The organism is Amycolatopsis sp. lyj-84, assembly GCF_046549075.1.
Lineage (GTDB): Bacteria > Actinomycetota > Actinomycetes > Mycobacteriales > Pseudonocardiaceae > Amycolatopsis.
Map to the genome: position 1 here is coordinate 322,383 of NZ_JAJPWO010000010.1, position 16,933 is coordinate 339,315.

Here is a 16,933-nt window from a genome sequence, read left to right on the forward strand (position 1 = left end):
TCCAACGGGCCAGGGAGAAGAAATCGTGAGTAGTGAAAAGCGAAAGTCCGTGAAGGCCTCCTTCCCTACCCTCAAGGTAGGCAAGGAGGCCTTCACGGACCCTTACGCTGAAAGGATTCGACCGCTATACGGCGTCGAACTCCGCCTCGAATTCGTCGATCTCGCCCTTGTCCATGTCCACGAGTTCGAAATCGGCGGCGGGCTTCCCCTCGTCGGGGGAATCGGCCGGTTCCTCTCCCAGTTCGACGAACGACGCGAGTCCCGCCGGTGTGCGGTACTCGAACACTTCCCGCGCGCCGAAGGTCATCCCGTCCCGGCGTGCCCGCGCCGCCAACTGCATCGAAATGATCGAATCCCCGCCCAGCTCGAAGAAACTGTCGTCCGCGCCGACCCGGTCCAGACCGAGCAACTCGGCGAACAGCTCGCACAACAGCCGCTCGATCTCCGTGACGGGATCCCGTCCGGCGGCCCGCCCGCTGAAATCGGGCTCCGGCAACGCCTTCCGGTCGACCTTCCCGTTCCCGTTCACCGGCAGCGCGGCCACCGCCATCACCACCGCGGGCACCATGTACTCCGGCAGCAGTCCGGCGAGCCGCTCGCGCAGCCGCACCGGATCGGCCCCGGAACCGGAGACGACGTAGCCGATCAGACGTCCGTCGCGGACCGCCACCACCGCCTGGTCGACGCCCGGCTGGTCCGCCAGCACCGCCTCGATCTCACCCGGCTCCACGCGGAAACCGCGGATCTTGACCTGGGTGTCGGCCCGGCCGGCGAAGACCAGCTCACCCTCGTCGTTCCAGTACGCCAGGTCCCCGGTCCGGTACATCCGCTCTCCGGGCATGAAGGGATCCGCGACGAACCGTTCCGCCGTCAGCGCGGTCCGGCCGAGATAGCCGTGCGACACCCCGGCGCCCGCGATGTACAGATCACCCGCGACGCCGGGCGGCAGCGGGCGCAGGAAGACGTCCAGCACGTACAGGCGCCGTCCCGGATGCGGTTTGCCGATCGGCAGCGTCGACCCCAGCTCGTCACCGGGCCGGATCACCTTCCACGACGCGCAGAACGTGGTCTCCGTCGGGCCGTACGTGTGCAGGACCCGCAATTCGGGGCACGCCTGCCGCACCCGCTCCACGGCGCCGAGCGGCACCACGTCCCCGCCCGTCTGGAAGTAGCGCAGCCCCGCGAAGGACTCCGGCGCTTCCTGGACCAGCGCGCGGAATTGCCCGGCGGTGAAGTTCACCGAGGTGAGACCGTCCGCCACGTGGGCGGCGAGCCGCTGCGCGTCGATCACGCCCGGGTCGGCGAGGATCACCCGCGCACCCGCCACGAGCGGCACCCACACCTCGTACAGCGCCGGGTCGAACGTGTGCGGCGCGTGCATCAGCACCGCGTCGCCGGGGTGCAGGTCCCACACCGCGTAGCCCACCAGCGCCGCCACGCCGCCGTGCGAGACGGCGACACCCTTCGGCGTCCCGGTCGAGCCGGACGTGTACATCACGTACGCCAGATCGTCCTTGCCGACCGGGACCAGGGAAACCTCACCCTCGACGGGTTCGTCCACGACGAGTTGCGCGTACCCGGCCGGCATCGCACTCGCGGTCTCGGCCCGGCAGACCACCGCCGTGACCGCGGAGTCGGCCAGCATGAACGCCACCCGGTCCGCCGGATAGTCCGGGTCGACCGGGACGAACGCCGCTCCCGCCTTCCAGACCGCGAGCCAGGCGGCCAGCAGCTCCACCGACCGCTCCAACACCACCGCGACCCGGTCGCCCCGGCGCACACCCCGGTCGATCAGGACCGTCGCGAGCCTGCCGGACCACTCGTCGAGCTCCTCGAACGACCAGGTCCGGTCTCCGGCCTGCACCGCCGTCGCGTGCGGGGCCTTCTCCACCTGACGGCGGAACAGCTCCACCGCCGACGCCGCGTCCACCGTGTCGTCCGTCCGGTTCCACCGTTCGACCACCAGCTCACGCCCGGCGTCACCCAGCACGTCGAGGCGGCCGACAGCCGTCCTCGGGGCCGTGATCACGCGCTCCAGCACCAGGGTGAGCCCGTCGAGCGCCGCCCTGGCGACGGAGTCGCCCACGACGTCCGCGTGGTACTGCAGTTCGATTTCGAGGCTCTCGCCCGGCATGACGCCCAGCGTGATCGCGTACGGCGTCGCCTGGTTGAAGTCCCTCAGGGTCAGGCTGAGACCGGACGGGGAGGCCGACTTCGCCGCCGGGTCGGCGTAGTTCTCGAACACGACGATCGTGTCGAAACTCGCCTCCCCCAGCTTCTGGATCTCCGGCAGCCCGAGATGGTGATGAGCCATCATCGAGGACTGCCGCCCCTGAAGTTCCGTCAGCAGCTCGAGAACGGTCTGCTCGCCGTCCAACCGCACTCGCACCGGCACGGTGTTGATGAACAGCCCCACGGTCTGCTCCGCGCCGGGCAACTCGGCCGGACGCCCCGAGACCACCGCGCCGAACACCACGTCACGACGGCGGGCCAGCCGGGCCAGCACCAGCGACCACGCGCCCTGCACCAGCGTGTTCAGCGTCAGCCCGTGCCTTCGGGCGAACTCGGCCAGCGCGGTGGTGAACTCCGGCGAATGGCGGATCACCTCGCCGGACGGCAGCCCCGGCGCCCTTCCCGGGGTCTCCGGGAGCCCGAGCGCCGATCCGTCGGCGCCGTCCAACTCTTCGCGCCAGGCGGCCTTGGCGGCTTCCTTGTCCTGCTTTCCCAGCCAGGCCAGGTAGTTCCCGTAGGAGCCCGCCGGCCGCAGGGTGGCGGGCACCCCGCCCGCCGCGTAGATCTCGAGGAGGTCCGCCTCCATGACCGCCCGCGACCATCCGTCGATGAGCAGGTGATGGCTGGTGGTCACGAGGCAGTGCTTGTCCGGGCCGAGCCGGATCAGCATGAGCCGCAGCAGGGGAGGCCGCGTGAGGTCGAACTTCGCGGCACGCTCCTTCTCCGCGATCACGGTCGCCTCGGCCAGCGCGTCCTCTTCGGACAGGTCGGACAGATCGCGTTCGGCCCAGGGAAGTTTCACCGTCCTGGGAATCAGCTGGATCGTCTCGCCGGACTTCCTCCGGTGAAAGCTCGCCCGAAGCGCCGCGTGCCGGTCGAGGACGGTCTCCCAGGACTTCCGGAACCGCTCCGTGTCCAAGGGGCCGTCGATGATCTGCGACTGCTGGATGAGGTGGAGATCGGGCGCCTCGTCGTCCAAGGAGGCGTGATAGAGCATTCCCGCCTGCATCGGGGACAGCGGCCAGACTTCCGTCAGTGCCGATCCAGAGGAGTTGGTCGAAGTGTTCACGATGCCCGGCCTTCGCTGAGTTCCGCTGCTAGTGCTTCGAAGCCCTCGATCTCGTCCTGATCCAATTCGAGCAGGCCGAAATCGGACGCGGTGTGCCCGCCCGCGGCGGGATCATCCGCTTGAGAGGCCAGCCCGGACAACACGGCCAGCAATTCCTGGACCAGTCGTTCGATCGCGGCCTCGTCGAACGAGTCGTCCGACCATTCCAGCATGAGTATCAATTCCGGACCGTCCGGCAGATCCTGGACGATCGCGTTGACGTCCAGGCCGTGCGGCAGCCGCGTGCCCGGGTCCATCGAACCGCCGATCTCACCCGCCTGCTGCCACGCCCGCACGTCGCTCTCGTCACCGGCGACGAACCGGCCGAGGTAGTTGAACCCGATCCGCGCCGACGGCGAGGCCGCCAGCACCGGTTCCGTTTCACGGTTGAGGTACCGCAACAGTCCATGGCCGAGGCCGTCGCCGGGCACCGCCCGCGACTGTTCCTTGACCACCTTGAGCAACGTCCCGGCCGCCGCGTCGCCGGCCAGCACCCCGTCGAGGTCGATCCCGGCCACCTCCAGCCGGACCGGATGCGAACTGGTGAACCAGCCCACCGTCCTGGACAGGTCCATTCCCTCGACGGGATGGCGGCCATGACCTTCCACGTCCACCAGTACGGTGTCCGCGGCACGCCACCGGGCCACCGCTCCCGCCAGTCCGGCCAGCAGGACCTCGTGCACCCCGCAGTGGAACACCACCGGAGCCCGCCCCACCAGAACCGAGGCCTCGTCCGACGGAACCACCCAGGACCGGGAACGCACCGTCCCCGCCGGAGCCCGCTCCGGCTGCCGCTCTTGCCCCAGAATCGCTTGCCACACAGGCAGTTCCGCGACCCGCTCGGCGGAGACGGCCCACTCCTCCAGCAGACCCGCCCACCGGCGGAACGACACTCCCACCGGTTCGAGCGACGGCTCCCGCCCCGCGGCCACGGCCTCGCACGCCGCTCGCAGGTCCGACGCCAGAACGCGCCACGAGACCCCGTCGACCACGAGGTGATGCGCCACCACGACCAGCCGTCCCACGCACTCCGGCCCGGCGTCCAACCACACCGCCTGGACCATCACCCCCGCGACGGGATCCAGCCTGCCGACAGCTTCGCGTGCCGCGTCCGCCGCGGCCTCGTCCAGCGAGCCGCCCTCCGCCTCCACCCGCGCGACCACCCCTGACGCGGCCACCGAGCCGCGCTCACCGACCACCAGACGCCGGCCGTCAACGACCCGCGCCCGCAGCATGTCGTGGGTGTCCAGCACCGCGGCCAGCCCCGCGGCCAGCGTCTCTTCCGTGAGATCCGCGGGCGCGCCCAGCACGACCCACTGCGCGAACTTCGCTCCCGCGACCCCGTCCCCGAACAACCGCATCACCGGCGTCAGCACGACCTCGCCCGTGCCGTCCTCGATCGCGGGACGATCCTCTCGTGGCACAGGCGTTTCCGCCACCAGCTGCGCGAGCCGCTCGGGGGTCCGGTGCTCGAACACCTGCCGCGGGGTCAGCGAGATCCCGTCGCGACGCGCGCGGGAAGCGACCTGCATGGACGAAATCGAGTCGCCGCCCAACTCGAAGAAGCTGTCCTCGACTCCGACCCTCGCCAGCCCGAGCACCTCGGCGAACACTCCACAAAGGACTTGTTCGGTCTCGGTCGACGGCTCCCTGCCGACCGTCTTCGAGGAGAAGTCCGGTTCGGGCAACGCCTTCCGGTCTATCTTCCCGTGCGGCGTCAGCGGCAGGACGTCCAGCGCCATCACCGCCGCGGGCACCATGTACGCGGGCATCCGGGCCGCGAGTTCCTTCCGCAGCGCCTCCGGATCGACGTCGCCCGGCGAAACATAGGCCACCAAACGGCCTTCGCGGACGGTCACCGTGGCCTGGGTGACCTCGGGACGGCTGGACAGGGCGAACTCGATCTCGCGGGGTTCGACCCGGAACCCGCGGATCTTGACCTGGTCGTCGGCCCGGCCGGCGGAGACCAGCTCGCCGTCGTCGGTCCAGTACGCCAGATCGCCCGTCCGGTACATCCGCTCGCCCGGGACGAAGGGATCGGCGACGAACCGCTCCGACGTCAGCGCCGAACGGCCGAGATACCCGCGCGCCACCCCGATCCCGGCCAGGTACAGCTCACCCGTGATCCCGTGCGGCAACGGCCGCAGGAACGCGTCCAGCAGATAGCCGCGGACCCCGGCGATCGGTCCCCCGAACGGGATCACCTCACCGCCCGGCGCCAGCGGAAAACTCACCGTCGCGCAGATCGTGGTCTCGGTCGGCCCGTAGGCGTTGATCATCCGGCGGCCCGCCGACAGGCGGTCCACCAGTCCCGGCGGGCAGAGTTCGCCCGCCGCGGTCACCGTCTCCAGCCGGTCCGGCACCGCGTCCACGGTGGCCAGCACCGACGGCGGGGCCTTCACATGCGTGATGTCCCACCGTTCCAGCGTGTCGGTCAGCGAAGCGTGCGGCGGCAGGTCCTCGTCCGGCGGCATCACCAGCGTCGCGCCCGAAAGCAGCGCCATCATCACCTCGGACACGATGGTGTCGAAGCCGAGCGCCGCGAACTGCAGGACCCGCGACGACGGCTTCACGGCGAGCCGTTCGATATGCGCCAGCGCCAGATTGCCCAGGCCCGAGTACGTGACGACGACGCCCTTCGGCGTTCCCGTCGAACCCGACGTGTAGATCACGTAGGCCGCGTCACGCATTCCCACGCGCGGCAGTACCGCGTCCGGGGCACCGGCCAGATCCAGTTCGTCGAGCACCACGATCCGGTCCGAGAACTCCTCCGGCACCGCGTCGCGGGTCTTTCCCTGGCACACCACCAGCATCGGATCGGCGCTGCCGAAGATCAGCTTCACGCGCTCGGCCGGATACGCGGGATCCACCGGGACGAACACACCGCCCGCCAGGGAGACCCCCAGCATCCCGATCAGCCACCACGCGGACCGGCCCACCACCAGCCCGACGCGACGCTCCCGCTCGACCCCGCGAGCCCGCAGGAAGGCCCCGAACTTCTCCGCCCGGTCCCACAATTCCGCGTACGTCAGGTCACCGGCGCCGTCCGCGACCGCCACCGCGTCCGGCCGCTCCGCCGCCATCCGCCCGATCAACGACGGCAGCGGTTCCCCCGCCACCAGCGCGGGCTTCCAGGGAGGCAACGGGATCTCGCCCATGTCGGCCCGGCCGACCAGCCCGGACGGAGCGTCGGCCACCGAGCCGAGGGCACCGACGAACCAGTCCAGCAGCGCATCGGCGACGGCCTCGTCGATCTGCCCGCGCCAGTAGGCGAGCTGGATCCTGAACCGCTCTCCCGGGATCACACCGACTGTCACCGGGTAGTGCGTTCCCTCGACAGTGCCCAGATACGTGAACTGGTCGGCGAAGTCCCGCGGGTAGTTCTCGAACACCAGCAGCGTGTCGAACATCGCGCCGGGTCCGGCCGTCTTCTGGATCTCCGTCAGCCCCAAGTGCTGATGCGGCATCAAGGCCACCTGGCGGCGCTGCAACTCGGTGAGCAGGTCCACCACCGACTGTCCGCCGTCGAGCGACACCCGGACCGGGATCGTGTTCATCATGAGCCCCGGCATCGACTCCACGCCCGGGAGTTCCGCGGGACGGCAGGCGACCGTGGTGCCGAACACCACGTCGGTCCGCCGCGCGAGCCGCGCCAGCACGAGCGCCCACGCGCCCTGCACCACCGTGTTCAACGTCAGCCCGTGATCGCGCGCGAACCCGGTCAGCCGGGTGTGCAGCTCCGGCGACAGATGGGTGACGCGGTAGTCGTAGCCCGTCCCGGTGTCCGACTTGGCGACCAGCGCGGGCACGTCGATGTCCGACAGTTCCGCCTGCCAGGCCGCGCGCGCCGCTTCCTTGTCCTGCCGGTCGAGCCAGGCCAGGTAGTCCCGATAGGACGCCGCCCCCGTCCGGTCCGGGAAGTGTCCTCCCGAGGTATAAGCCTCGGAGACCTCGTTGAGGATGACCGCCACCGACCAGCCGTCGGTCAGGATGTGGTGATTGACCACCAGCAGGCGATGCCGGTCCTGCGCGACGCGGATCAGCACCAGCCGGAACAGCGGCGCCTTGGCGAGGTCGAACCGCTCGCGCTGTTCTTCCGCGGACAGGGCCTTGACGGCCTCGTCGATGTCGGTCGCGTCGGTGAGATCGACTTCGCGCCACGGCAGGACGATGTGGCCGGCGACGGCCTGCACCGCCTTGCCTGACGCGAGCCGGTGGAAGGTCAGCCGGAGTTCGTCGTGCCGCGCGAAAACCGATTCCCACACGGCCCGCAGCCGGACGACGTCCAGCGGTCCGGTCAGCTCGACGATCCACTGTGTCTGGTAGATATCGGGACCCTGGTCGTCGAGGGTCGTCTGGAACAGCAGCCCCGCCTGGAGCGGCGCCAGCGGCCAGACCTCCACGGCGTCCGGGACGGCGATCGCCAGTTCCGCCGCGTCCTCCGCGGTCAGGTCGATCAGGGGGCCGTCGGCGAGCTCTTCGGCCGGGACGGCCCGCGCCACGGCGGCCAGTCGCGCGGGGGTCTGCTCGCCGAAGATGTCCGACGGCGTCACCAGCAGGCCCGCCTTGGCCGCCCGGGCCGCCACGCGCACCGCGAGGATCGAATCCCCGCCCAGCTCGAAGAAACCGTCGTCGACACCGGCCCGCTCCATGCCGAGCACTTCGGCGAACAGTCCACAAAGGACACGTTCGGTCTCGGTGGCCGGTTCGCGGCCGCCCGCCGTCGCCGTGAAATCGGGCGCGGGCAACGCCGCCCGGTCCACCTTGCCGTTGCCGGTCAGCGGCAGCGTGTCCAGCGTGATCACCACGGCCGGGACCATGTACTCGGGCAGCACGGCCTCGAGACGCTCGCGCAGGAGAGCGGGAGCCACGTCCGACACCGCGTAACCGATGAGCCGCCCGTCGATCGCCACCACCACGGCCTCGTGGACGTCCGCCTGGGCGGTCAGCGCGGCCTCGATCTCACCGGGCTCGATCCGGAAACCGCGGATCTTCACCTGGTCGTCGACCCGGCCCGCGAACAGCAGCTCGCCGTCGGTCGTCCACTGGGCGAGGTCCCCGGTCCGGTACATCCTCTTGCCCGGCGAGAACGGGTCCGCCACGAACCGCTCCGCCGTCAGCCCCGTCCGGTCGAGGTAGCCGTCGGCGAGACCGTCGCCGGAGAGGTACAGATCGCCGATCATCTCCGGCTCCACCGGGCGCAGCGACGCGTCGAGCACGTGCGCCTTCCGGCCGGGAAGAGGATGGCCGATCGGCAGCACCGAGCCCAGCGCGTCCCCCGGTTCGAGCACGTGCCACGTGGCGCACAGCGTCGTTTCCGTCGGGCCGTAGAGGTGCCGGATCCGCGCTGCCGGCGCGGCGTCGCGCACCCGCTCCACCGCGTGCGCGGGCACCAGGTCACCGCCGGTCAGGATCTCGACGAGTCCCGCGAACGATTCCGGCGATTCCTCGGCCACCGCGCGGAAACTGCCCGCGGTCAGATGCGCCCTCGTCACCCCGGCCGCGACAGCCTCCCGCAGGCGCCGGGCGTCCACCGGCCCGGGCTCGGCGATCACCACCCGGGCGCCCGAGACCAGCGGCACCCAGATCTCGCACAGGGACGCGTCGAAGGAATGCGGCGCGTGCATGAGGACCGCGTCGCCGGGTTCCATCGCCCAGCCGGGATTCCCCACCAGGTCCGCCACGCTCCGGTGCGGGACGGCCACGCCCTTCGGGGTACCCGTCGAGCCGGACGTGTACATCACGTACGCCAGATCCTCCGGGCGCGCCGCGACAGCGGGGGGCTCGTCGCCCGGTTCCTCGTCCGCGACGACGATCGACTCGATCCCTTCCGGGACCGCATCGCGCGTCGCGGCCGAACACACCATCAGGGAGACGTCCGAGTCCGCCACCATGAAGGCGACCCGCGGCGCGGGATAGGCGGCGTCCACCGGGACGTACGCCGCTCCCGCCTTCCAGACGGCCAGCAGCGCCACCAGCAGGTCCGCCGACCGGTCCAGCATGACCGCGACCCGGGCGCCACGGCGGACGCCCCGGCCGGTCAACCGGCCGGCCAGCCTGCCCGCGAGGTCGTCGAGTTCCCGGTACGTCAGAACCCGTTCCCCGTCGGACACGGCCACCGCGCCGGGTGTCCGGCCCGCTCGCCGGGCGAAAAGATCCAGCACCGTCGGACTGGCCTGCGCTGCGGAACTCATCGTCAACCTCCGTAGACCACGGTGTCCACCGGCTCGGGCTCGAACTCTTCTTCTTCGGGTTCCGGCTTGGGCGCGTTGTTCTCCGGCCGGGCGAACTGCGTGTGATAGAGCTCCGAATAGAGACCGCCCGCGGCCAGCAACTCGTCGTGCGTCCCGCGTTCGCGGACCGCTCCGCCGTCGATCACGAGGATCTGGTCGGCTTCGCGGATCGTGGAGAGCCGGTGGGCGATCACCAGCGAAGTCCGGCTGCGCAGAGCGGTCTTGAGTGCCCGCTGGACCGCGGCCTCCGACTCGGAGTCCAGATGCGCGGTGGCCTCGTCGAGCACGACGACCGTGGGCGCCTTCAGCAGCAGCCGCGCGATGGCCAGCCGTTGCTTCTCGCCACCCGACATCCGGTAGCCGCGATCACCCGTGACGGTCTCGAACCCGCGCGGGAGGGACTCGATCAGGTCCCAGATCTGGGCGCCCTTGCAAGCCTCGATCAGCTCTTCCTCGGTGGCCGTCGGGCGGGCGTAGAGCAGGTTCTCCCGGATCGTGTCGTGGAAGAGGTACGCGTCCTGGCTGACCACGCCGACCGTGCCGCGGATCGAGTCGAAGCCGAGGTCCCGCAGGTCCTTCCCGTCGAGCCGGACGGCTCCCGAATTCGGGTCGTACAGCCGCGAGACCAGGTGCGTGATGGTGCTCTTCCCCGCGCCGGACGGGCCGACGAGCGCGGTGAGGGTTCCGGCCTGCGCGTGGAAGCTGATGCCGCGCAGGACATCCGCCGCCACTTCGCCCTGTTCCCGCTTGGTCCGCAGGTGTTCGAGCGAGGCCAGCGAAACCTCGTCCGCGGTGGGGTACCGGAACACGACGTCGTCGAACTCGATGTCCGGCGCCTCGTCCTTCTTGAGCGCGACGGCGTCGGGGCGTTCCTGGATCAGCGGCTTCAGATCGAGCAGCTCGAAGATCCGGGAGAAGCTCACCACGACGGTCTGCGCGGTCTCCTGCAGCCCGGACAGCTGGGTGATCGGCCCGAACAGCCGCCCGAGCAGGGTGGCGATGGCGATGAGCGTGCCGAGCTGGAACGCCCCTTCGATCACGAGCCCGCCGCCGACCCCGTAGACGACCGCCGTGGCGACCGAGGCCATCAGCGCCATCATGGCGAAGGACATCCGGGCCCAGATGGAAATGCTCACGCCGATCTTGCGGATCTTCCCGGCGCGGACGCGGTAGTCGGCCATCTCCTCGTCCGGGCGGCCGAAGAGCTTCGAGAGCATCGCGCCCTGGACGTTGAACCGCTCGTGGAGGAGTCCGCCGAGGCCTGCGTTCGTCTCCATCAGCGTTCCGGTGCGCCGCTGGATGATCCGCCCCACCCAGATCCAGGGCAGGACGAACAGCGGAACCAGCACCAGCGTGACGACGGCGACGAGCCAGGACAGGTAGAACAGTTCGGCCAGCACCAGCACGACCGTGACCACACTGGTGGCCGCCATCAGCAGATGCCCGAACGCCTGCTGCGCCATGATCAGTTCGGTGTGCAGCCTGCCGACCAGCACACCGGTCTGGGTGCGGGTGAAGAACGCGATCGGCAGTTGCCGGACGTGATCGAGCGCCTGCACCCGGAGGTCGTAGGTGACGCCTTCCCCGATCTTCGCGGAGACGTAGGCCGACAGCAGCGACAACAGCGCGCCCGCGATCGCCAGCCCGGCGGTCAGGACGGCCATCAGGATGACGACCCCGAAGTCGTTCTTGAGGATGCCGCCGTCGATGAGCTCCTTCATCAGCAAAGGAGTCGCGATGACGACGAACGCCTCCATCGCGGCGATGAGAACGAAGATCGACACCTTGCCGACGTGCGGGCGGAAATAGGTGAGAACCCTGCGCACCGTCCCCGGACGGACCCGGTTCGACCAGGGATCGGGGTCGTCATCGCTCTTGGGCGACGCCCCGAAGCGCAACATTACTTCCATTTGGGGATCCCTCTCACACACGAAGTCGGCGATCTCAATCGTGCTGAATCGTGTCGATGTCCACGAGTGGTGCCAAGCGAACATCTCCGGTACGCGAACGCACGACGACGCGCACCGTCCACAAGCGACAGTCTTTCGGCCGAGCTTAGGGCGCCGCGGGCACCGGTGGCGCCGGACCACTGTTTTTGCCAGGGATCCGGCCGTGGCCGTCCACACCGCGCCGCAGCAGGTCTGTCACGCCATCGGTGTCACCGGACCTCAGCGCCGAGGCCGCCGAGGCGAGATCGGCCGCGATCCGGTCGAGCACGTCCGCCACCGGCAGCGCGTTCCCGGAAAGGATCTTCTGCCACAGCAAGGGGTTCCCGGCCGCGATCCGGGTCACGTCACGCAGGCCTTGTCCCGCGAGGCTCAGCGCGACGTCGTCGCAGCTCTGCAGGCTCGCCGCCACCGCCGAAGCCGCCACATGCGGCGCGTGCGAAACCAGCGCCACCGCCGCGTCGTGCTCGCGCGCGCCGACGGTGACCGCCTTCGCCCCGCACAGCGACACCAGTTCGCGCGTCAGCCGCAAGGCGGCCGCGTCCGTCCTGGTGTCGGGACAGAGTGCCCAGGGTCGGCCAAGGAACAGATCCGCGCGGGCCGCCGCCGGGCCGGACCGTTCCCGGCCGGCGAGGGGATGCCCCGGTACGTAAGAGGTCGGATCGCAGCCGAGCCGCTCCGCGTCGGCGATCGGATCGACCTTGACGCTGGCCACGTCGGTGTAGGTCCGCGCGGCCCCCTGCTTCTGCAGTTCCGCCAGCCGCTCCCCCACGAGGTGCGGCGGTACGGCGATCAACGCCAGATCCACTTCCTCGCCGGTCCATTCCCGGCCGGCGCCGAGCTCACACGCGAGTCGTACGGCGTGCGCGTCGACGTCGGAGAGGTGGACCGTCACGCCCTTCTCCTGAAGGGCCAACGCGGCTGAAGTACCGATCAGTCCGGTGCCGACGACAAGCGCCTTCTCGATGGTCACCGCTACTTCTTAGGCGGCTCCCCTCGCGATGTCGAGCCGCAGGGCTGGGCACCGCGAGGTTCGCCGCCGGACGGACTGTCCAACCCTCGGGGACGAGTAAGCTTTTGGACAGTCCTCCTGATGAGATGAAGGGGACTTTCCCCGCATACAGCGGAAAAAGCCCCCTTCGCCACGACTGCCAGGCCTACACGATGTCGTCCGCGATCATCGTGCGGCCAGGTCCGTCGCCCGGCTCTCCAAATGATCCGCGAAACCCGCCCAGACCCGGGCGTGATCCCTGGCGAACCCGGCGACCACGCCGTACAGATGCGGCGGGACACCGTGCAGGATCCTTTCCCACTCCTGCCCGTCCATGGAGTGCATGGCGAGCATGCGCAGCAGGATCCGGCCGACCTCGCTCAACCGCAGCGCGGGATCGGCCTTGAGCCGCTCCAGCACGGTGAGACGCTCCCGGTCCAGCGTGTGGCCGAGGTCGGATTCCGTCAGGCTCAACGGATCCGGCTTGGCCCGCAATCTCCTCGTGCCGTCCGGGGTCGGGCTCTCGCCACGCTCCAGCCTGCCCCGCACGTCCCGGACCGTCTCCGGGGAGATGCCGACCTGCTTGGCGACCTGCCGGAGCGAAAGGCCGGGATCGTTGCGGATGAGGTCCGCGGCGAGCCGCCGCCTCTCCGAACTGTCGACCGGACGGATCCGCCCGTCCCGGCCGATCCTGGCCCCGTTCCCGCCTTCTCCACCACGTTTGCGCAGATCCGCGACCGTGCCGGCCGAGATCCCGGTCGCCGAGGCCACCCGCCGATCCGACCACTGTGGATGCGTCCCGATGATCTGGACGGCCGCCCGCTTGCGATCCGCGAGGGAAAGCGGCAGGCCATGCCGGATATTCGCTTCCACGGCAAGGACGAAGGCGTCGGACTCGGCGCCGTCGATGAACCTCGCCATGATCTTCGTGTCGCCTCGGACTCGTGCCGCCTTCAACCGGTGCAGGCCATCGACCACCTGCATCGTCGGTCGGTGAACGAGAATGGGCGGTAGCTCCCACTCCGCCGACAACAGCGTCTCGACGTGCTCCGGATCCTCGCCCGAGGTTCGTGGCGAACATGCCGAAGACAGCCGGGACAGCTCGATTTCGACGACAGGGAGAGCGAATAGGTCAACTCTCGTCGGATCCACCTAGCCCCCATTGAATCTTTTGTTTATCTCGACTTTTGCGATACGGCACGGAACCCCACCGTCCAAGTGTTCGGCTTCGGTGGTTGGACACCATGAACCCGTCCAGCGCCGGCCTCGGCCGCGGGGCGGGGTGTCCTCGACGGTGAGGATCCCTCGGGCACCACCGGGCAGACCCGCATGTGCGCGAGCCGCCTCCACGGTCTCCCAGATGACCGGTGATGCGCTTTCCGACGAACTACCGAAGCTGCAGGGCTTCCTCCCATCGCCCCGACGATGATCTCCGCAGACAACCGCTCATCGGTTTCAGTCCGGCCAAGCCGACACCCGGTCAGCCCGACGAGACCGACACCCGCTACAGCGCGAAGTCTCGGACAGGTCCGATCCTATGTTCTCCATACCGGCACAGATCAGGGGTTCACCGGGTGAAATCCATGAATGCCTCGTGGTCGCGAGTCACCGTCGCACCCCCCTCAGTCCCCAGTGAGCGCGCACCATGTCAGCCCCAGTCGGTCCGCACTAACGCAGCATGGCATGAACAATCCATGTCGGCAATTGACGAACAGTGTGATTTTCGTAGCGAAGTAGGCTCTCAAGATCAATATCCGAAACTTCGCATCCACTATTGACTCGCCCGCGGAACATAAGTACAGCGCCCAAGTACACGCTTGCCCAGGCGTCCCTGGCTAGGCTGTTCGCAGGCCCGGTTAGACCATTCGTATGGCTCGGACTTCTACTCGGATGATCACCGCGCACTCTTGACCTGTTCCGCTCCCCGACACTTGTTCACACGAACGGCCGAGCCGACATCTCATTAGTTGGTCAACCGTCGACCACCCTTTCCCGCGCGATGGGCCGAACGTGTCGCGCGGGCGCGACACCGGCGTACATGCGGGGCCCCGAAAACAAAGCGGGCGGTGCCATGGTGGGCGCGAGCCACCCACCGGCCGATCTAGAGGAGGTTTCCGTGCGCACTGACCGCCAAGCTCGGTCGCGCCGGGAAAGGGCACCATGAAAGCGGCTTGTTCAACCGGATGACCGAACCTGTGCTTGAAAGAGCCACCCAGAGTGCGTCAAACGGCCATTCGGGTACAAGGAAGATGATCCCGCCGGACGGGAACACAATTCCCGGAAATGGCCGACACGGAATTACCCGGCCGTCGCCGCCTTGGCGACCCAGTCATCCGACGTTAGGACATTACCTTCGCCGTCGCGGTCCTCGTGAGTGGTAAAGACGGTTCTAACCGCCTTTACCACTCACGAGGCTTTTGCCGACGCCTCCGCGAGCTGTCCAACTTGGCGTGGGTATGCGGTGAGGCGATGGGGCCCTTCGCCGCGTCCGACGCAGCGAAGGACGCCTTCGGCCCCCTCCCGAAGTACGTGAAGGCCCCCTTCACTGCGTCTAGCGCAAGGAAGGGGTCCTTCACGTACTTCAAGGTGACCAGGGCGCCGGTACCGAGTGGGTCCAGGTGGTCGTGAGTGGCGTTTCGGGTTAGAACCCGAAACGCCACTCACGACCCACCCGGCCGACCCCTCACCGTGCCGTCCAACCCCACGTGCCCGGACACGAAGATGCCGCGGGCGCCCTGGGGCACCCGCGGCATCTTCATCGCCTGCCGGCTCGACTACTCGATCGGAAAATCGAAGTAGGTGTCCGGATACGGCTCGTCCTTCAAGCTGTAGTGCCACCACTCGCACTCGTAGAAGCCGAAGCCGCTGTCCTCCATGACGGAACGGAGGGCTTCACGGTTCTTCTCCTGCTCCGGCGCGATCCCCGCCGCGCCGTGGTGCGACACGACGTCCATCACGTCGTGGTCACCACCCATGTCGGCGAGCTCGCCGGTCGCCAGGTGGAACAGCGTCAGGTCCACCGTGCTGCCCCGGCTGTGGCCCGACTTGGTGGCCACGTAGCCCTGTTCGAACATCTGGGGCCGGTCGATGTTCGGGTAGTGCCTGAGCTTCTTCCGGCCGTCCTCGGGCTGTTCCGCCCAGCGCATGAAGGCGTCCACGGCGCGCTGCGGGCGGTATACGTCCCAAAGGAGCAGACCGAAGCCGAGGGACTCGGCCTTGTCCCGCGCCTTCTCCAGCGCCGCGCAGAAGGCGCGCGTGCCGACGACGCGGTTCACCAGGTACCCGTCCACCGGCTTGCCGGTGAAGTTGTCCCACGTGGCGTACTTGGCGTCCCAGCGGACTCCGGACACAACCTCGTCTACGAAGACGAAATCGTCTTTCATCCGTTGCGCCCCGCCAGGGTCAGCGTCGCCAGCCTGTCGATCACTTCACCGAGCGAGATGCCGGCGGCCGCCATCATCCGCGGGTACCGGCTGTACGAGGTCAGGCCCGGGAGGGTGTTGACCTCGTTGAGGACGACGCTTCCGTCTTCCTTGAGGAACAGGTCGACCCGCGCGAGCCCACTGCAGCCCAGGGCGCGGTAGATGACCTTCGCGGTCTCCTTGACGAGCGTGCTCGACGCCTCCGGGATGTCCGCGGGAACGATGAAGCTCGAGTTCTCGGAACCGGTCTCGGGGCTCTCTTCCTGGTGGATCTTGAAGAACCCGTGGGTCAGCGCGACCCGGTCCACTTCGCCCGTGATCAGGTCCTCGCCGCTGCCGAGGACGGAGCAGCCGATCTCGCTGCCGACGACGGCTTCTTCGATCAGGATCTTGCCGTCGTACTGACGCGCCTCCGCCAGGGCGGCGGGCAGCTCTTCCTTCGAGGAGACCTTGCTGACGCCGAAGGACGAACCCGAGCGGGACGGCTTCACGAAAACGGGGTAGTTCAGCTGGTCGGCGTCGATGTCGTTGTCCGACGTGACGATCCAGAAGTTCGGCGTCGCGATGCCCGCGCCGCGGACGACGGAGTAGGTGAGCGCCTTGTCGATGCACATGGCGGAGCTCGGGAGGTCGCAGCCGATGTAGGGGATGCCGGAGATCTCCAGCAGGCCCTGCATCGCGCCGTCTTCACCGAACTTGCCGTGCAGGACGGGCAGCACCAGGTCCAGGGCGATCGTGTCGTACTTGCCCTCGTCCAGGACCAGCAGCCCGTGCACGCCGCGGTCCGGCGACAGGACGGCCGGACGGCAGTTGCCGGTCTGCTCCCAGTCGGGCGAGGGGCCGTCGCACAGCATCCAGGAACCACTCAGCGTGATCCCGATGTAGAACGGCTCGTACTTTTCGAGATCGAGGCTCTTCGCGACCTCTTGCGCAGACTTGATGGAGATAGGATGTTCTTCGGAAAGCCCGCCGAACAGAATTCCGATTTTCAACCTATCCAT

Annotated in this window: 5 protein-coding genes and 1 pseudogene; all 6 read right to left on the minus strand. The window is 68.8% G+C overall.

Features of this window, described 5'->3' with window-relative positions; translation table 11 throughout:
* Positions 1-124 precede the first annotated feature (124 nt).
* The 6 genes and pseudogenes from ACLJRM_RS29390 to vanA-Ao2 all read right to left on the minus strand — a co-directional run bounded on the left by ACLJRM_RS29390 (position 125) and on the right by vanA-Ao2 (position 16,933).
* A pseudogene (locus ACLJRM_RS29390) lies at positions 125-9,540 on the minus strand (amino acid adenylation domain-containing protein).
* Positions 9,537-11,483, minus strand: coding sequence for an ABC transporter ATP-binding protein (locus ACLJRM_RS29395; protein WP_101612831.1), 1,947 nt, complete (start codon positions 11,481-11,483; stop codon positions 9,537-9,539). Before ACLJRM_RS29395 ends, ACLJRM_RS29390 begins: the two are co-directional and overlap by 4 nt.
* 145 nt (positions 11,484-11,628) lie before the next feature.
* A complete protein-coding gene (locus ACLJRM_RS29400; protein WP_410664894.1) occupies positions 11,629-12,492 on the minus strand; it encodes a prephenate dehydrogenase in 864 nt (287 codons plus the stop codon).
* Between the two features lie 204 nt (positions 12,493-12,696).
* Entirely contained in the window at positions 12,697-13,494 is a 798-nt protein-coding gene (locus ACLJRM_RS29405) for a helix-turn-helix domain-containing protein (RefSeq protein WP_335645061.1), read from the minus strand.
* 1,790 nt (positions 13,495-15,284) lie between these two features.
* On the minus strand, positions 15,285-15,893 hold the full coding sequence (gene vanX / locus ACLJRM_RS29410) for a D-Ala-D-Ala dipeptidase VanX (protein ID WP_101612828.1): 609 nt from the start codon (positions 15,891-15,893) through the stop codon (positions 15,285-15,287).
* Positions 15,890-16,933: a D-alanine--(R)-lactate ligase VanA-Ao2 gene (vanA-Ao2, locus tag ACLJRM_RS29415; RefSeq protein WP_410664895.1), complete on the minus strand. Its 1,044-nt coding sequence runs from the start codon at positions 16,931-16,933 to the stop codon at positions 15,890-15,892. Before vanA-Ao2 ends, vanX begins: the two co-directional genes overlap by 4 nt.

Excerpts from the sequence above, each read along its gene's own strand:
- ACLJRM_RS29395 (WP_101612831.1), bottom strand. The coding sequence starts at position 11,483 with ATGGAAGTAATGTTGCGCTTCGGGGCGTCGCCCAAGAGCGATGACGAC.
- ACLJRM_RS29405 (WP_335645061.1), bottom strand. The coding sequence starts at position 13,494 with ATGCAGGTGGTCGATGGCCTGCACCGGTTGAAGGCGGCACGAGTCCGA.
- vanX (WP_101612828.1), bottom strand. The coding sequence starts at position 15,893 with ATGAAAGACGATTTCGTCTTCGTAGACGAGGTTGTGTCCGGAGTCCGC.
- vanA-Ao2 (WP_410664895.1), bottom strand. The coding sequence starts at position 16,933 with ATGGATAGGTTGAAAATCGGAATTCTGTTCGGCGGGCTTTCCGAAGAA.